Below are 18,143 nucleotides of genomic sequence, written 5' to 3'. Positions count from 1 at the left end.
CTTACCCCGGGCCAAGTGCACCGGGTACTTGCGGTGATTCTTCTCGATCTACTCAGCCAACGCCGCCTCGAGGTCGACATCCAGGACGTCCGCGAGCCTGAGCAGGTAGGCCAGGACATCCACCATCTCCTCGCGTACCTGTACGGCGCGCTCGTCGTCCTGCATCACCTGGGCGGACTGTTGCGGTGTCAGCCACTGGAAAATCTCCAGCAGTTGCGCGCTCTCGCCGGCCAGCGCCATCACCAGATTCTTCGGGGTGTGGAACTGCTCCCACTCGCGTCGGCGGCGAAGTGGGCCAGTGCCCGCTGCGGGGACGTCAGTGTCATGGCAACAGCTGTATCAGACGCCACCGACACCCCCCTTCGCCCAGGCAATGCCGCCTGGCCGCTTGTCAGTTGGCCTTGATATAGATCGCGTATGCATCTCTACGGGGGCACGGTGGCCGAGGCGGCCCGCAGCGTGGGCGACGAGGCGTTCATCGCCGCAACTGAACGACACTTCACCAAGGTGTTCGGTGGGGCGCCCAGCGCGCAGGAGGTGCACAGCTGGCGCCGCAGCTGGCCGTCCCTTTCGGCGATCCTTCATTCTGCCGGCCTGGACGACCTGCACCTGATACTGGAGTATGCGCTGCCCGCCACGGGAGAACGCATCGACGCCCTGCTCTTCGGCAAGGACGCCGAGGGGGGCCTGTGCGCCGTTGCGATCGAACTGAAGCAGTGGACGCGCGCGCAACTCAGCCTCGCTCGGCCCGGGATGGTCCGCATCGGCGAGCGCGTCGTCCAGCACCCGGCCCGCCAGGTCGGCGGCTACGTGCATTATCTGCAGCAGTGGGTCAACCATGCCGACTTTCCGCTGACCGCCCGCGGCACCGTCGTACTCCACGACGCCGGCGCCGACCTGGTCGCCGCCCTTCGTGCACCGGCCGCCCGCGGACCCGCGGCCGCCTACCCGATACTCGGGTGCGACGATCTCACCCCGCACCCCTCCCCGCAGGCCCTGGCCCAGCGGCTCGGCTGCGCCGAGCTGACCCCTGCCGGCAGCGACGACGTCGAAAGCTTCCTCCATGCCGAGCACCGCCCCTCGACGGTGCTCCTGGAGCGGGCTGGCCACGTCATCGAGGGCCGCGACGCCTTCACCCTCATCGGCGAGCAGGACCTGGCCCGGCAGGAAGTCCTGCACGCGGTGGACGGGGCACGCGAGCGGGGAGCCAAGAGCATCGTCGTCGTGACCGGCGGACCGGGCACCGGAAAGACCGTCATTGCCTGCCGGCTACTGGGCGACCTGTGCAGACAACCCCACAGCAACCCACGACTGCTGTCCCCGTCCGGGACCCTGACGCGACAACTGCGCAGGATCGTCGGCGACGACGCCAAAGGCCTCATCGCCACCTTTCTCGACAAGATCCCGGCCGGTATCACCGACGACAGTGTGATCCTCCTGGACGAGGCCCACCGCGCCCGCACCTACCCCGATCACCAGCAGGGCGCGTTCCCCGTGATCCTGGGCAAGCTTGTGGAGCGGGCCGCCGTCACCGTGCTCTTCCTCGACGAGCGACAGATCGTGCGTCCGACAGAAGGCCTCACCCTCGACCAACTCCGACACCACGCACAGCACAGCGGATTCTCCTTCGCCCACATCGACCTGATCAGCCAGTTCCGCTGCAACGGCTCACGCGCCTACCAGCAGTGGGTCGACCACCTCTTCCGGCCCGACGGCACCGCCTCGCCCTTCGAGGGCAGCGACTACGACCTGGCAGTGGCAGCAGACCCCGAGCAGCTCGAACACTGGATCGCCGGCCACATCCGCGGCGGCCGCAGCGCACGGATGACGGCCGGTTTCTGCTGGCCATGGAGCTCCCCACCGACCCCACCACTCACGCCGGAAGTAGCCATCGCCTGGGACGGACCGGACGGCCGGCGCACCTGGGAGCGCCCGTGGAACTCCCGCGCCGACGAGCCCGCATTTGACCACCCCCACGTACCCCCGCGCCCCTTTTGGGCGACCGATACCGGCGGCCACGACCAGGTCGGCTGCATCTACACAGCCCAAGGCATGGAATACGCCTACAACGCTGTCATCATGGGCGGCGACCTCGTCCGCCGAGGCGAACAGTGGATCGCGCACCCCGAGGAAAGCCACGATGCCCTGCTGCGCGACCTGCCACCGCACCGCTACCTGCAGTACGCGTTGAACACCTACCGGGTGCTGGCCACCAGAGGCATCCGAGGGACGCGCTTGTACTCGACCGACGACCGCACACAGGACTTCCTGCGGACGCTGGCCTTTCCGCACCACGCATAAGCGGCTGCAGCGGCGGCGCCCAGCCGGTGCATGGACGATTTATAGCAGCCCCAACGAGCAGTGATCGCACGGTAGTTCGCCGGACGGCCCCGGCCGGCCGATGTCCGAGGCGGCTGATAGGGATGGGGCATGACGATCCGTGATCTCCAGGATGCGCTGGCGCAGTTCGCCCGCGAGCGCGACTGGGAGCAATTCCACACCCCGAAAAATCTCGCCATGGCGCTCGCCGGCGAGGCCGGTGAAGTCCTCGAACTTTTCCAGTGGCTCACCCCCGAACAGTCCGACGCCCTCACCGGGCGGCCCGACGGGGCTCAGGCTCTGCGTCTTGAGCTGGCCGACGTCTTCGCCTACCTGCTGCGCCTGGCGGACGTCACCGGCATCGACCTCGAGGAGGCGCTGGCCGAGAAGATCGAGCTGAACCGGCACCGCTACCCCGTCGACCTGGCCTACGGGCGCGCCGAGAAGTACACGAAGCTGGGGAAGTAGGCGGAGCATGCGGATCTTTATGCAGCCCGCCCGGCGTTCGGACCGTACCGTCGATCGGCACTACCAGGACACCATCATCCGTCCGGTCGTCTTCGACGAACACGCCGACCTTCTGGATCCCACGACCCTGCAGAGCCTGCGGCGGCTCTTTCCGGGCGGCAGCGCGGCGATGTGGGGGGTGATGCCGGGCAAGAACGGCGCCAATCTTCCCGAGATCCGCAAGATCGAGCCCGGATCTTGGGTCTTCTTCAGCGGCGACAAGCACCTGTATCTGGGTGCCACCATCGCCGCGACCTGGCGCAGCCCGCAGCTCGCGGAACGGCTGTGGGGCGCCGATCCCGACAGCGGCACCTGGGAGTACATGTACGCGTTGGCCGGCCTGCGCGATTTCGACACCCCTGTCGAGGAACTTCGCGACCTGCTGGGCTGGAAGGCGACCCGCAACATCATGCGCTTCCAGGCCGTCAACCCCGCCGAGGCCGACCTGCTCGAGCGGCATTTCTCGCTGGAACCTCACACCCCGCCACACCCCGGCGGCGACGGTCCTGCCGGGCAGCCGCCGGTGCTGGCGGGCGTGCACAGCGACACCGCCAGCGGTGAGGACCTGCTGAGCAACGAGGCGGACGTGGAGATGCTCGCGCAGCTGGCGGCCGCCACGGTCACCACTCCGCCGCTGGCCGTTGCACTGCTGGGCGAATGGGGAGCCGGCAAGTCAAGTTTCATCCGCCAGATGAGCGGCCGGATCGACCAGCTCGCCGCGCTCGCCGCCCAGGGCCCTGCCCGCAGTGCCTTCACCGCAGGTGTCCGCCAAGTCCACTTCAACGCTTGGCACTACAGCGACGAGCAGGTGTGGTCGGGCCTGGTCGACCACCTCTTCCGCGCCTTGGCCCCCACCCCCGAACCACAGACGTCCTCCGCCGAGGCGACCGCCGAGGAACGCCGGCGGCGAGCCGCGCACCTTGCACGGCTGGAGAGCGATCAGCTGCAGCTCGACAGCCGACTCGCGCGCACCGCCCTAGACCGGCCGACCGGCTTCCTGTCTTTCGCGGGCTCCCCGCTGGAGGGACCCCGGCTGCTGTACGCGGCCGCGCGGCTCGTGCTGCGCGACCTCCGGTACGGCTGGCTGGCCCTGGCCGCCTGGCTGGCAGTCCTTGCGGGAGTCTGCGCCGCCGGGCTGTGGTTGTCGAGCTGGCTGCCCCCGCTCCTCGGCGCCGTCGCCGTCCTCGCCACCCCGGCGCTGCCCATGGTGCGGGCCCTGAGGGCCTCACACGCGCAGCACACGTCCCTCACCGGCAGGCTCCGCTCTCTGCTGGAGAAGCACCAGCGCATCCTGGCCGAGAACGTCAGCGGGGCCCGCGCCCGCCTGGCCGAGGCGGATGCCGCCGTCCGGCTGGCCGACTTCCTCACCGAACGCAGCGCCCCTCAGACCTACCAGCACTACCGGGGACTGCTGGGCACGGTCCACCACGACCTGGTCCGGCTCGACGAGCAGCTGCGCGAGGCCCGCGCAGAATGGACCGGCGCCCACTCCGGGCAGCAGCCGCCCCTGGAACGCATCGTCCTGTACATCGACGACCTGGACCGGTGCCCCCCGGCACGCGTGGTGGAGGTGCTGGCCGCCGTGCACCTGATGCTCGCGCTGCCACTGTTCGTCGTGGTCGTGGCGGTCGACCCGCGCTGGCTCCTCGCCTCACTCAAGCACCACTACCAGGAACTGTTCACCTCCCGCGACAGCACGCCCGGTTGGGCCGACACGCAGGACACCGCCACCCCGCTCGACTATTTGGACAAGATCTTCCAGATCCCCTTTGCGGTCCCGCCGACCACCCAGGACAAGGCCGCACGCCTCATCCGCGCCCTGCTGACCGCCCCCGACCCCGAAGGCCCGGCACAGCCCGCGGACGCGGGGGGCCTACCCGATGCGGAGGAGCCCGAAGCACCAGAACCGTCGGCCGTCGCTGCCGCTGCTGCCGCCCCCGGCCCGGAGCCGGCCGACGGCCTGGCGCCGGAAGCCGGCGGCCCAGACCACACGCCCGTCCAACTGCAGCTCGAGGAGACGGAGATCGCGTTCATGTCCTGGATGGGCGGCCTGACGCGTACTCCCAGGGCGGCCAAGAAGCTGGTCAACCTCTACCGGCTGGCACGTATCGGCGTCGATCCGGGCGATCTTGTCGCTTTCGTGGGGACCGAAACGACTCCAGGCGAGCACCAGGTTGTCCAGATTCTGCTGGCCCTGCTCGTGGGCAGCCCGGACCAGGCTGCCACCGTCTTCCGGCACATTTTGGAGACACCCCCCACCAGCAAGATCACAGAAGCGTTGCGCGGTCTGCCTGTCGATGTCCCGGCAGGGGCGCAAGCAGCCGATCTGATCGAGCAGATGACCACCGTCCGACCCGTGATCATGGATAGTGCCGTGTACCAACAGTGGTGCCCCAAACTGGCCCGCTTCTCCTTCTACACCCGCAACCTCACCGGTTGACCGACCCTCGTGACACAGCCCCCGCCCATGCTCGGTGACTGCGGCTGTCCTCGGCGGTTGAGCCGGGGCTGTGGCGTACGCGCAGGCCTTCCCGGGCCTGCGCGTACTGTCCGATCATGTGCAGGCACTGCGCCCCCCGGGCGACGCACGTCCTCGTCCTGCTGCGCCCCGGAGCCCGCCGGGGGCAGTGCGCCGTGGCCGGCCCGACCCGCTCCGACGTCGAGTTCGCCAAGGCCATGACCGGTGGGACATCGCGCACCCGGCCTGCAGTGTCTGCCCGGGAGCGCGCCGTGGGTGGCCGGCTCAGGCGAAATAGCCGGGGAAGTCGTTGGCGGGTGTTCCGACGAGATGCGCACGATCGAGGAACGTGTTGTTCATTTCGCAGCTCGTTTCGGGCAGCAGGACGCATGCGTGGCAGGCAGCCAGGTTGAGCCCACCGACACCGTTGGCGTCGGTCTCCATGCACAGAGGGTCGCACGAACACCAGGCGGCACGTTCCAAGGCGGACGACAGGTTCCTCGACAGCTCCGCGACCTCTCCTCGTGCGACGATGCCGCCCAGACTTCCCGCAGAGTCGCTGGTCGCGGTGTAGAGGAGGACTCCGCACATCTCGTCGTCGACGTAGAGCCGTTCTCTCAGGGACGCCGCGGGGTAGCCGCAGTCCAGGCTCCACTCGTTGATCAGGGCGTGCGCCAGGGTGTGGAGGAGGACGAAGCGTGACGTCAGCGGTGAGCGCGGATTTTCCCACTCCTGTTCCCGGAGCAGGTCCGTGTGCGCGGCTCGCATGAGTTCGGTCCGCTGGGAGTCGATGCGGAGCAGGGCCGACTCCCACTGACGGAGTCGCCCCTGGTCCAGAGTGAGGAAGACTCCTTCGCCGACCACGTCGACGGCCGGGAGCCACCCGAGGTCCGTGCTTTTGCTCAGGCGACCGATGCGATCACGATCGGCCTTCGAGCCTTGCGGAGGACGGATGCGGGTGAAGCCGGTGAGGACCCGAACCTCGCGAAGCCGCTTGACCAGCATCACCCGGTCGACACCCGGGACATCGAATCGGTCCGCCTCCTCGGGGGACTCGCACACGAAGTGCTTGTTCTCGGGGGTGTCCTCGGTGACTTTGGAGAGCTGCTCGTACTCCTCCTGCCGGAGTGGCTCGCCGGCGGCGAATCGGAGCTTGTCCTCGTCGTCCTCCGTGAGTTCGGGGTGGGCTGCGTTCTCGAGGGTGCGGACGGTGTGCAGTACCTGGGAGGCGGAATACCCGCCGGGAGTCAGCCAGCCTTCGTCCTGTGCGAACTCCGCGATGCGCTCGTCGCTCTTGCCGACGAGGTGTCTGCGGTGCGCCTCGACGAGTTCCATCAGTTCTGTGTGCCACGGCGGGATCGACAGGGCCGAGCGCATGTCGGCGAACCAGGCCGCAGAGGAACCGCGCTGGAGGGTTTGCAGGGGCTGCTTGCATCCGCGCTCCGTGGCGTCGCGGCCCAGCCACGGGCGGGCGCCCTGGCAGCGAAGGCCCAGGCGGCGCAGTGCTGTCTTGCCGAAAGCGCCCTCCATCGAGGCCTCCCGTCCGCAGCTGCAGCTGATGACGATGCTGCGGAGACTGGCGGTGCGACCGTCGGTCTCCAAAGTCAGCTCGCGCGTGGCTTGCGAGCACGTACGGGGGTGAGTGTCCTTGCGGTCCGGGTCGGCGTGGACCCAGGCCTCGTAGGGGAACTCGTCGAGGTGCCCGTCCTCGCAGGCCACCATGAAGCGCGAGGGCGTCAGCAGGGTCGCGCATCGCGCGCAACGGTTGTCGCCGTCTCCCGCGCTCAGGTCGCGGAACGCTTTGAGTGCCTTGCACTGGGGGCACGCGTAGGTGTCGGGGAACCGACGCACGCGCACGCCACGTCCGGTGGCGACGCGTGCCGCGGGCGGCCGTCTGAACCCGTTGACGTGCAGCATCGGTTCCAGGCGCTGGTCCCGGAGGTCGGGTTCGCCCGTGACGTCCCAGGTGTCCAGACCGCTGACGATGTAGGACTGGTCGGCCACGGCGAGCAGGCCGCCCACGCCGTACGTCGTGATCTGTTGGGCACGCCGGACGGAGCCCACGGAGGGGCGCTTGCGCTCGTCGCCGGTGGGAGTGGCGCCGGGGGTGCTTCTGCGAGGCATTTCAGCTCTCCAGGTACAGGTGGGACTCGACATCGACGTCGCGCAGGCTCCACAGGGTGGGACGGGCCTTGGTGAGGTCGTGGTCCTCGTGGGTGCGCAGCAGGGCGAGGTCCGGCCTGCGGCGGGGGTTGGCCGTGAACGTGAAGGCGGCCTCGTACTCCAACTTGTCGTTGGTCTCGACGAGCTGACGCCAATGGTCGACGAAGGCGCGGATCTCCGCATCTGCGTGGTCGGCCTCCGCAGGCGAGATGAGGCGGATGCGCTCGACCAACTGCGCACGGACCGAATCCAGTTGGGAAGCGAAGTCGTTCACGTCCTTGGCGTCCGTGTTGTCGCGGAGCTCCGGGTGCAGGAGGCGGGCGAGCCCGAGGAACGCGGCGTGCAGGGCCTTGTCACGGGCGCGGGCGGCGAACGGCGTCACGCTGGTCGACTCGACCTGCCGGTAGAGGGCCGAGTGGTAGCTGACGAAGTTCTCGTAGTGGGAGAGGTCCCTGGATCGTGCCGCGTTGAACAGGGTGACGACGAGACCGGGGCGGCCGCGCCCGACACGACTGGTGGCCTGGATGTATTCGGCCGTGGTCTGCGGTTGCCCTGTCACGGCCATCAGGCCGAGGCGGTCGAAGTCGACACCGACGGAGATGATGTTGGTCGCCAGCGGCACGTCCAACGCCGACCCGGTCGCCAAGGATCGCCCGAGGGCAGCGAGCAGTGAAGGAAGGTCGCTGGAGGGAACGCGGCTGGTGATCTCGGTCGGCAGGACCTCGCGCGCCTCCACTCCGTCACGAGCCGCGAGTGTCCGCAGCCGCTCGTTGACGTCGGCGTTGACCTGCAATTCGGCAGCGCCGAGCAGACGCAGGCTGTTGAAGTATCCCAGCAGCGTCCAGTAGGCGTCCCGTACGTCGTCGTCCGGGCACGGGAGGTGCTTGGCGTTGTGGAGCAGGGACGCGTAGGCGCGGATGAGGAGGGTCGCCTGGGAGAGACCGGGTGCGAGAAGGCCGACGTAAAGGCGCGAAGGTCTGCGCTGCGGGGGTGCTTCGACGGCGAACCACGAATCGCGGGCGTCCAGGCCGGACGGCGGGAACTGCGACACCTCCCTGCCGAATAGCGCCTTGCCCTGGTCCTGGGCGCGACGGATCGTCGCGGTGGAGGCGATGATCTTCGGGCGGGCGCACGCGATGTCCACGGCCGCTTCGTAGAGACCGGCGAGGGTTCCCAGCGGGCCGGAGATCAGGTGCAGTTCGTCCTGGATGACGAGCTCAGGTGGCGGGGTGCCTTGGCCAAGCCGGCCCTCGTCCCGGTTGAACAGGGCCGCCACGTCCTCACGCCAGGCGATGCGGGCGAACTTGTCGGCGGTGGCGATCACGAGTGTGGGCCTCACCCGGTAGAGCTCCGTGTCCACGACGTGCACAGGCAGCCCGGCAGAGAAATCGCACGCCCGGTCGTCGCACCGGATGACCATGCGCTTCGCGCCCGGGTCGACCACATGGTTGCGAACCAGCAAAGGAGTGCCGCACCAGGGGCAGTTCTTGAGCTGGACGGGGTTCTCCTGCTGAAGCTTCTCACCCCCTGCCAGCTTCTTCAGCGCCTTGTCGGCGTCCTTGAGCCTGTTGGGCGTTGCGGCCTTGCCCACCCACATGCCGATGGAGATCTGCTCCTGCCCCAGCCGCTCCGGCTTCTCGGCACGCACGCGCTCCATCGCGCAGATCAACAGGGCCGCCCGTTCGAACTGCTGCAGGGTCAACAGACGCAGGGTGTATCGCATGAGCACGCTCACGCCGGCGCCGGCCGCTCCGTGACGCAGACGGCGATGGAAGACAGTGAAGGCGATCAGCCCGAGGTAGGCCTCCGTCTTGCCGCCACCGGTGGGGAACCACAGAAGGTCGGCGACAGCCCGGTCGGGGTGGGTCGCGTCCACGGTGCCGTTCAGACACAGGAGCACGAACCCGAGCTGGAACGGCCTCCACGCACCCTCGAGCGACGGCGCACCGACCCGCTCCCGTTTGATCCATTGACCTCTGCCGCGCTGCACCGCCATGACACGGTTGGCCAGACGAAACGCCTCCAACGCATCGGGATCACGATCCAGGAGGTCGATCCCCGCGCCCATGCGTTGTTGCGCGGTGCGGCAGTGCTCCAGCTGCTCCTGCGCCAGGCGCAGGTAGGCGCGATCGCCGTAAATTCCCTCGCGAAGGAGCTCCGCGTCCGCGGCGCGAGCCACGATCCACTCTCCGTACAGGGCGACGAACGTGCGAAGAGAGCGGATCAGCTCGTGCTTCGAGGCTTCGGCGAGATACTGCATCTCCAGGAGCGTCTCGGGCACGGAGGAGTTCGAGTCGGACAGGAGGACCTCGCTCACGGGGACGTGCTCCGTCCACACGGAGGCCACTCCCGCGGGCGCCGTGTGCCGCTCGGGTCGATCGACCGGTGAAGGGGACCAGGACCAGTCCGCGGCACAGCCGTGGCCGACGGCGAAGGTCGGGGCATGACGATGCAGGAGCCGGGCGAGCCGGCTCTCGTCGTCGAGATCACGGACCGTGGGACGCTCGACGAGCGCCGGGCTCGCGTCCGGGACCGTGACCTGCAGGCCCACCTGGAAGAAGCACTTGGGATCCTTGATCTCCTGCTGCTCCACGGTGTGGGTGTTCATCAAGGTGGCGGTCACGGAGATCGTGTCGCGGTGTCCGCGGGGAGGACGGACCCGCAGGTGCAGGGACAGCCCCTTGGCGAGTTCTACGTCCTCGTCAGGCGGGTCCAGGACATCCACCGACGTGACGGAGAGCTCCAGGGGACGGCGGCGCCAGCGCACCTCGGGTTGCCGGGTGCTGCGTTGTTCGGCACGTTCGGGCACGGCCGCATCGCCTGCGGCGTCCACCGGCTCGTACACGGCGGCGAAAGCATGCACGAGTACGTGACGACTGAGCGTGGGGTCGACGGCGAAGGTGAGCCCGGTCGCCGAGGGGCGGGCGACCCTGGCGAGCACGACGCCCGCATCGGGGGTCTCGTCCGCCGCCACGGTGGAGTCGGCATCGTCGAGGTCCTGCACCGCGGCGTCCGGATCCCGTTCGCGATGCTCTGGCTGCGTCGGGTCCACGACGCGGGGGAACAGGACCCCGGTGGAGTAGGTGGTCACGGGCCAGTCGTCGAGGGTCTCGACGTCCTGGCGGTTCTCGCCGTGGGGGCCCAGCAGGTCCGACTTCAGTTGCTGGGTCAACTGTTCACGCAGCCGGTAGTGCTGCGTGTGATTGTCCGTCATGCGCCGTCGTCCTTGCGGTCGTAGTGAAACCGGCCGATCCCGATCGGCCGCGGTGCGAGCCAGAGGCCGCAGGGGCCCAGAGCGGCGCGGGCGGCCGCGGCGTCCTCGCCGGCGACGGTCTCGACGAGGTCGATCCGCGTTCCGGTGATGCGGCCGGGCCAGGCCGTCGGCCGATGCCCATGCCGTTGCTGCATGAAGCGGTAGAGGTCGCGGCGGAAGGCTTCGGAGGCGACACCGACGATCTGTTCCTCGTGCAGGAGGGCGTAACCGGGGGCCGTGCGCTCCTCGTGGGCCGCGGGCACGTCGTCCAGCCGCGTCCAGACCACCTCGTCGCCGGGGAGGACCTTGCCCGCCAGGTACTCCTGAATCTGCCGCGGGTCGCAGACGAGCTGTTCGAGTCCTGCGGGATGGCCACGATGGACATCCCCACCCAGCAACGAAAGCCCCAAGCGCTGGCTCGCCTTGTAGCCGTAGCGTCCCCACCGCTGCATGCCCCTGACCTTGCGGACCAGCCGGAATCCGCGACGACCGGTGACATGTGCCTCGGGCGGCTGGAGGCGGTACAGATCATGGCGGGCACGGGTCATCGCGACGTACAGGGCCCGGGCGGCGTCGCAGCGGTCGGCGTCCACCTGCTCGTGCTCGTCCAACGGCCCCGGGTCGACGACGAGCACCCGATCGAACTCCAGACCCTTGGCCCGGTGGAAAGTGGAGACGACCAGACCGCACTCCTGCGGTGCCACGAGAGCGTCCGGCAGATTCCCGCGGGCGACGGCTTCACGCAGCCGCCCCGGCTCGACGACGCGTCCGTTGCGGTCGCCCCCCGCCCGCAGGAGCAGCTGCCACGCGCTGCGGCCCTGACCGGGATCGGGCCCCTGCCCCAGAGCCTGCCACGCTTCGACGAACCGCTCTTGTGAGATCGAGACGGTGTCGGGCAGCCGGGAAACGACCTGAGCCACCCACCCGGGCACGGCGTGATCACCGGCACCTCTGCGGACGCGGTGGTCGATGCTCAGATCGGCCAACCACCGTGAGATCAGCAGGGCGTCCCCGTTGCTGGCGCACAGTACGGCCGTGCTGATGTCCGCATCGCACAGCGAGGCGCGCACATATGGAACCTGCAGGTCGCCGAACTCCAGTCGCGAATCCAACTCCGTGCGCAGCTGCTCGTGCACCGCCTCGGCCTGCGCACGCGTGGAGCAGGCGCGCACCGCGGCCTCGAAGGGGCGCGCACAGGCGGCCTCGTCGGAAGCGGCCCTGAAATTCTCCTCGAGGGGGAACTCCACGAGTTCGCCCGCGAACCGCCCGCGCAGCCAGGAGAAGAACCTGCCGGTCTCGCCCGCCCGCTCCTCGGGGTCCTTGACCTGGAATCCGTAGATGGCCTGGGCAGGATCGCCCACCACGGTGAATCCGCACTCGTAGGCCTCCAAGAAGGCCTGCACGAGTCGTCGTCGATCACCGACCAGGTCCTGGACCTCGTCGACGACGACGTGTCGGATCTCGTCGAGCGACTGAGGGGCCCGGCTCTCGTCCTCGAGGAGCTCGATGGCCGCACGGATGCGTTCCTCGAAGGAGCGGGCGTGCCAGTTCTCGTCGTGCGCGGCCTCACGCAGCAGATTCAGAGCCCAGGCGTCGAACGTCGACACCCGCACGTACCGGGACCTGCCGCCCAACACGTGCAGACGGTCGCGCAACTCGGTCGAGGCGGCACGCGAGAAGGTCAGCACGAGCAGGTCCCCGCCCGCGAGACCTCCCGAGACCAGATGTTCGATCCGTCGGACCAGCGTGAAGGTCTTACCGGTTCCGGCGCCAGCAGTGACCAGCACCTTGCCGTCCGCAGGCTCCTGGACGACGCGACGCTGAGCGTGGGTGAGTTCCACCGTGTCGGTCATGGACCCGGTCACCGGCTCGCCCTGCGCCACAGGTGCTCCATGCGCGTGTAGGCAAGTCCACGACCGAAGTTCTCGATGTTGTCGGCCACGTTGAGGATCCGACAGGACTCCTTGCCGCCGTTCAACTCGCCGCGCAGACCTCGGCCGATCATCTGAATGTAGGTGTTGGGGCTGAACGTGGGGCGGGCGACCACGACGGCACGAACGGCAGGGGCGTCGAACCCCTGCGTCAGCACCCGGTAGTTGGTCAGGACCCTGATCTTCTTGTCCTTGAACGCGGCGATGCGGCGCCGCCGGATGCTCGGCGGCGTCCCCCCGTCGATCGAGGCCGCCGTGATACCACGATCCTGCAGCAGTGCGGCAAGCACCTGGGCGTGCTCCACCGAGGTGGCGAAGACCAGGATCGGCCAGTCGTCGGGCAGTTCCCCGATCCTGTCCACGATCCGTCGGGTGCGGTCGACGTCCTGGGCGAGGCGGGTGACGACCTCGGCCGGCAGCGCCATCGCGTTCGTGCTGCGCGTCTCCGCCACCTGCTCGGCCGTCAGCGTGTAGGAGCCGCCCAGGAGTTCCTCGTGCTCGACCTTGGCCAGGACCTTCAACGCCTGCAGATGCCCGTAGGCATCGTCGTTGTCGAACACGCCGAAGTCGAGGCGCTTGTGCCCGAAACGAGCGACCAGCGTCCCCGTCTCGTCGTCGCTGTCCCCGCGGAAGGCGGTGGCCGTCAGACCGATCAGGTGGCGCGAGGTCCGATGCTTGTCGATGCCCAGAGCGTCCAGGATCTGCGTGTAGGTCTTCGGCACGGCGAAGTGAGCCTCGTCGACGATGACGAGGGCACACTCACGCAGCCAGGCGTAGTCCTCCTTCGGGAGCCGTTTGACGGCCGTGTCGTCGATGGCGACGACCACCTGCGGGCCGTCGAGGACAGGGACGGCGTCCGGGATGCCACCCCACATGCGGGTGATACGCAGCGGCTTGTCCGTTCCCACGGTCTGCCAGACGTAGGCCCAGGTCTCGATGGCCTGCTCGGCCAGCTCCTGGCTCTGGGAGATCCACAGGATCGGGCCGTCGAGCAAGCCCTCGCGCAGCGCGCGGACACCGGCCTCGGCGGCGATCCGCGTCTTGCCCGACCCGGTGGGGATCTGCAGCATGGCCCGCTTCTCCTCGCCCTGGGCGAGGTGCTCGTACATGCGCTTCACGAGCGCTTCTTGGTAGGGGTGCAGCTTCAACGGCTTTCGCGGGCCCGGGACCGTCTCGTACGGCTCGGGGCTGCTGGGGGTCTGCGGGTCACCGGCCCACGCCTCCGGGAAACCGTAGGCGCGCACAAAACGTCGTGCCGCCGAACCGCTCGTCCAGATCCGCGGCACATCGAAGCCCGCGTCGGCGAGCGCCGACGCCAGGAAACGCAGGACGTCCTCCCCGTGAGCGGCGATCAGCAGTTCGGCCGCTCGCACGCCGTCGACCGGGATCCCGCGCAGCTGCGCGTCGGCCAGTGCCAGCCCCGGCGGCAGCTCGGCCGTCAGCCGGTCCTCACCGATGGCCAGCAGCAGCTTCTTGGTCGGATCGGTCTCCTGGCGGACCATCACCAACTTCTTGTCGTCCCGGTCCCGCGCCTGCTGGCGCAGGAGTCCTCGACACCCCTCGGCCCCCAGCCGCAGCCCCAGGAGCCGATCGACGGCCTCCAGGGTCGACTCGTCGTCACGCTCGCCGCACAGCAGCACCGTGTACCCGTCGAGCGTCTCGGTCAGTGCCTGCTCCCGTCTACCCTCCGGCCCACGGACGATCTTGACCAACTCGGAACAATGCGCCAGTCTCCAGGCCGCTCCTCGAGCGAGCACCTGACGCAGCCGGGGAAAGACGTCCGTCAGAGACACCGGTTCCGTCAGCGGCACGCAGTGGATTTCCTCCACCAGGAGATCGGACGGGTTGCGGAATCCGAACCGGCCGACGAGGAGTTGGGCGTCGGCCTCGGCGGGGACGAGGAGCGCCGGCACACGCTCACGCAGCAGGACCTCGTACTGGTCCTGCTCGAACGTGACGGCGATGCTCTCGCGCTGCTTCAACGCCCAGGCCTCGCCCACCCTGCAACGGAAGAGGCGTGCCTCGTCCACGAGGTCACCCGAGGGGCCCGAACCTGCGAGAAACGCGTAGGCGCTTCCGACGAATGCGATGTCGGTGCCCGCATCCGCGCGCAGCGCCAGTTCGTTCCACAAGGCGGCGGGCACGTTCTGGACCGTGGAGGGCAGTCGCAGTGCACGTGCGTGGGCGACGGCGACCTCGGCGACGGGCAGGAGCCTTGCGTCCACGTTTAGTTCGGGACTCACCGCGCCATGCGATCGCCTCACGCCCAGCGAGGTGGCCAGCATGCCCCGCTCGCGGAGCACCCAGGTCAGCGGCGACTCGACGCGCAGTTCGCCGCCCTGCCCCGTCGTTCGGGAGCATCGCCAATCGGGCACCAGCCCGGGGTCGGGCAGCTCGCGCACGAAGGCCGCCTTCCCTTCAGCGGACAACTCCGCCAAGAGGTGCAGGGGGCCGGCGGGGTCCTGCCCCATCAGGCTCACGGAGGACGACCGAGGACGCGAAGTGTCGGGCGGAAGAGACGCGCAGAACTGGTGGTACATGACAGCGCTGTAGTCGTTGAACCAGGGATCCGAGCGAGGGTTCATTCGGGGCACCGGACGATCCACCGCCCCGAGGGCCTTGAGTGTCTTCGTGTCGGCCGCGTGAAAGGCCGGGTCGATCAGGACGGCGGCGTCGCGCAGTCCGTCCCCGGGCACGACGGGCCCCGCCAAGAGGCAGTTGCGCACGAAGCGGAACTGGCCGGCGGCGGTGCGCACCTTGAGCACCTCGTGCGGTGCGGGGTGGCGCTCCTTGACGACCTCGACCACCTTGTCGCACTCCACGGTGCGGGTCAGCGTCCAGAAGTCCTCCCAGTCGCTGTTTCGATACCGGTCGAAGCCCGCTGTGACGGCGGCCCTCAGACGTCCGGCCGCATTGGCCTCCTCCACCCCCAGGATCCGCAACGCGTCGACCAGCTCGCGGTCCTGTGCGATGGCGTCGTGCAGATACACCGTCGTCTCGTGCACGAGACGCACGCCGTCGTGCCGACGAAACACCGTGCCCGCGGAAGGGGAACGGAAATGGCCGCCGTCGGTGAGCAGGATCTTCGCGTTCCGTGCTTCTTCCACCTGCGTCGAGTTCCCGGTCTCGACGATGGACGCAGCCAGTGCCAGCGCGGCCTTGGCGCCCTGCACACTGCGGTCCGAGACCAGTGCCTCCAGCCAGATGTGCAGGGGGGACGCGGCGACACCGGCCTGGTCGAGGATGTCCCTGGCCCTCGATCGCCGGTCCCGGCCTTCCACGCTGTGGTGGCACCAGTTCTTTGGGCGCCCCGGGTGGGACGCCCACTGTTCGAGCCAGGCCGGCGCGAGATTCTCCGGATGCAGCCGCAGATTCCGGGGGAGTCGCAGAGCCCCGTCCTGGTCCGGCAGGGAGGGGCGACGGGCGGCCGCCTGCAGCACCTTCTGGCTGAGCATCTCGTCGCCCCACTGGGAAGCTTCCCGCCCACGCGCGGTGAGCAGGGTCAGGAAGGACCCCGGATCCTTCTGCTCGTGCAGATCGGGGATCGAGTCGACCACGAGCTCCGCAGCCCGGGTCACCAACTCCTCGTTGAAATCGCTCTTGGTCAGGTTCTGGCGATCCTCGGGGGTCTTCCACGGCGCATTGAGCAGCCCAGTCAGCGTCGTGTCGTAGTGGGTCGGGAAATAGGCCCAGAAGGTTCCACGCCTTCCGCGGTGCGGGACACCCTTGTCGGGAACCGCCCACGAGAGGGTGACGACAGGCCGATCGTGCAGCTCCCCGGCCGTCTGCGCGGCGGTCTCACTGGGCTCGTGGTCGACGCTGAAGACGAACCAGCGCTCGCTGCTGCGTGGAGACCCGTTGCGCTGCTCCACAACACGGTGCTCGACGCCATGTGTCTCCTGTGTGATCTCCCGGCGCAACTCGTGGCCGGTACGGGTGTCCTCCAGGATCAATCGGTCTACGTGGGGCGAGAAGAGCATGAAATGCGCCGGGAAGTTGATGACGTCCCGTCCCAGCCGGTCCTTCGTACCGTCCTGCAGCGGAAGCACCACCGTCGTCGACGCCCACTCCATCAACTCGTCGAGCCGCTTGTCGCGTTGCCGTTCCGCTTCCAGGTCCAACGGTTGTGCCATCCGCAGCACCGGGGTGGGATCCAGTATCGAGAGGTCAGGAACTGCTTCCCGGATGACACGGGCCGACCAGTCCTTGTCGAAGCCGAACGAGCCGGACGTGCTGTAGAAGCGAGGGGCGTCGGACACGCTCAGCACCGATTTGACACCGACCCCGAAGCGTCCGATCTTCCCTGTCCGTTTCCGCGACACGGCCATGCGCAGGATCGTGTCGGCGCCGCCCGAGGTCATCGGTGTGCCGGTGTTGGCGCAGTACAGGTGGTCCTCGGTGAGAAGTACATGGATCGTCCCAGTGACTTCGGACAGTCGCTCCGTGTTCTCGTCCGCGCCGTTCTGGACGAGTTCGTAGATTTGACGTTCGCCGTAGCCGCCCTGGGTGATGCGCCGCTCGTTGTTCGCGTGCTCCAGGACGTGGCCGGGATCGGCCCGGTAGACGTTGAGTACCCGCCGAGACAGTTCCTCGACCATCTCTACGACGGTGTTGGCCTCGGGCGCGAAATCAGACATGAAAAAAAATACCCCGATCGCATGGGAAAGAAAGCCTTCGACCGGATGTCATCGCCCGTCGGAAGACTCGACTCGAAAGCGTTTCCGGTCGTCGACGCGGCGACCAGAAAGCGCAACACGGCTCTATATCTGCGATGCCCCCCCGGGCTTGTGCAATCGGCCACGAAGTGGCCGATTCTCCATTCGGAGCACACCCTAACCATGCGATTCGATCCGAGCAAGGACTCTTGACAACGACTGCAGAAGTCCGATGCGGCCCTGCGGGAAGGGTAATCAGCCTGGAGTGGAAGGATTATGACGGAAAGTCAGCAGTGGGCCTGGTCGAGTATTATTTGGTCTTGATGGTGAATTCTGGCGACATGCACGGAATGCGTATTTCGTGACGCGCCCTGCGCCTTGGGTGCGGGTGTGCCCGCTCGTGGCGGAATGAATTTTGCCGCTCGGTCGAAAATTTGCTTTATCGGATTCGAGTTCGTTGCGATCGCAGGTGTCCGCGGTCGGCCGAACATTCTTGGGGCCTTGAATTGCATGCCTTGACGACATGGTGACGGGTTTCGGAAACAGTCCACCTGAAATTTTCTGATCGATTGACTAATAGCTCGTAACACGATCTTGTTGAGGTGCGCTGGTCTGACGATTCGGCCGTTCGTGATGTTGTGAGTACGTGAACGACGAGTCAGCACAGCTGAGGCCGGTGCCCTCGGGGGGTATCCCTGCCCCTGCGGGGTGCCCCGACCCGCAGCACCTCGGTCGGCGACCAAGGTGCGTGGCGTGGGATGAGCTGTTTTTGTCCTGGCCGGGAGTGTGTGAGCGCTCGGCCTGCTGGTCAGCAGTGCCTTTGTAGTGTATCTGAGGGTGGTGAGGCCTTCGGCGCG

General features: G+C 68.1%; 8 protein-coding genes. 3 read left to right on the top strand and 5 right to left on the bottom strand.

All coding sequences use genetic code 11. The features are described 5' to 3' along the window. Positions 1-48: 48 nt before the first annotated feature. Positions 49-240: a hypothetical protein gene (locus ACFVYS_RS26985; protein WP_389506025.1), complete on the bottom strand. Its 192-nt coding sequence runs from the start codon at positions 238-240 to the stop codon at positions 49-51. A gap of 177 nt (positions 241-417) precedes the next feature. Between ACFVYS_RS26985 and ACFVYS_RS26980 the strand changes: the two genes are divergently transcribed. From ACFVYS_RS26980 to ACFVYS_RS26970, 3 genes are all read left to right on the top strand, one after another. Beyond that, positions 418-2,301, top strand: coding sequence for a DNA/RNA helicase domain-containing protein (locus ACFVYS_RS26980; RefSeq protein ID WP_389506024.1), 1,884 nt, complete (start codon positions 418-420; stop codon positions 2,299-2,301). Positions 2,302-2,430: 129 nt separating this feature from the next. Next, positions 2,431-2,787, top strand: a complete 357-nt coding sequence (locus tag ACFVYS_RS26975) for a nucleotide pyrophosphohydrolase (RefSeq protein WP_389506022.1) — start codon at positions 2,431-2,433, stop codon at positions 2,785-2,787. Between the two features lie 7 nt (positions 2,788-2,794). Beyond that, positions 2,795-5,266 carry a P-loop NTPase fold protein gene (locus ACFVYS_RS26970; protein WP_389506021.1) on the top strand — a complete coding sequence of 824 codons (2,472 nt, stop codon included), beginning with the start codon at positions 2,795-2,797 and terminating at the stop codon, positions 5,264-5,266. A gap of 303 nt (positions 5,267-5,569) precedes the next feature. On the opposite strand, the gene drmB is transcribed toward ACFVYS_RS26970, so the two are convergent. Genes drmB through ACFVYS_RS26950 form a run of 4 tightly spaced genes read right to left on the bottom strand, consistent with a single transcriptional unit; the run spans position 5,570 to position 17,268 of the window. Continuing rightward, positions 5,570-7,408: a DrmB family protein gene (drmB, locus tag ACFVYS_RS26965; RefSeq protein ID WP_389506019.1), complete on the bottom strand. Its 1,839-nt coding sequence runs from the start codon at positions 7,406-7,408 to the stop codon at positions 5,570-5,572. 1 nt (position 7,409) lies between these two features. Further along, complete coding sequence (locus ACFVYS_RS26960; RefSeq protein ID WP_389506017.1) at positions 7,410-10,661, bottom strand: DNA helicase; 3,252 nt, start codon at positions 10,659-10,661, stop codon at positions 7,410-7,412. Continuing rightward, the gene (locus tag ACFVYS_RS26955) at positions 10,658-12,583 is read right to left on the bottom strand and encodes a UvrD-helicase domain-containing protein (protein WP_389506015.1); all 1,926 of its coding nucleotides are present in this window, start codon (positions 12,581-12,583) and stop codon (positions 10,658-10,660) included. Before ACFVYS_RS26955 ends, ACFVYS_RS26960 begins: the two co-directional genes overlap by 4 nt. Further along, complete coding sequence (locus tag ACFVYS_RS26950; protein WP_389506013.1) at positions 12,562-17,268, bottom strand: DEAD/DEAH box helicase; 4,707 nt, start codon at positions 17,266-17,268, stop codon at positions 12,562-12,564. The genes ACFVYS_RS26955 and ACFVYS_RS26950 overlap by 22 nt, the downstream gene beginning before the upstream one ends. Between the last annotated feature and the right edge of the window lie 875 nt (positions 17,269-18,143).

The organism is Streptomyces sp. NPDC058295 (assembly GCF_042880655.1).
Taxonomy (GTDB): domain Bacteria; phylum Actinomycetota; class Actinomycetes; order Streptomycetales; family Streptomycetaceae; genus Streptomyces; species Streptomyces coriariae.
This window is presented reverse-complemented; position numbering and strand designations above follow the sequence as displayed.

What these genes read in the sequence shown, in the direction of transcription:
- ACFVYS_RS26985 (WP_389506025.1), bottom strand. Translation starts at nt 240, where the DNA reads ATGGCGCTGGCCGGCGAGAGCGCGCAACTGCTGGAGATTTTCCAGTGG.
- ACFVYS_RS26980 (WP_389506024.1), top strand. Translation starts at nt 418, where the DNA reads ATGCATCTCTACGGGGGCACGGTGGCCGAGGCGGCCCGCAGCGTGGGC.
- ACFVYS_RS26975 (WP_389506022.1), top strand. Translation starts at nt 2,431, where the DNA reads ATGACGATCCGTGATCTCCAGGATGCGCTGGCGCAGTTCGCCCGCGAG.
- ACFVYS_RS26970 (WP_389506021.1), top strand. Translation starts at nt 2,795, where the DNA reads ATGCGGATCTTTATGCAGCCCGCCCGGCGTTCGGACCGTACCGTCGAT.
- drmB (WP_389506019.1), bottom strand. Translation starts at nt 7,408, where the DNA reads ATGCCTCGCAGAAGCACCCCCGGCGCCACTCCCACCGGCGACGAGCGC.
- ACFVYS_RS26960 (WP_389506017.1), bottom strand. Translation starts at nt 10,661, where the DNA reads ATGACGGACAATCACACGCAGCACTACCGGCTGCGTGAACAGTTGACC.
- ACFVYS_RS26950 (WP_389506013.1), bottom strand. Translation starts at nt 17,268, where the DNA reads ATGTCTGATTTCGCGCCCGAGGCCAACACCGTCGTAGAGATGGTCGAG.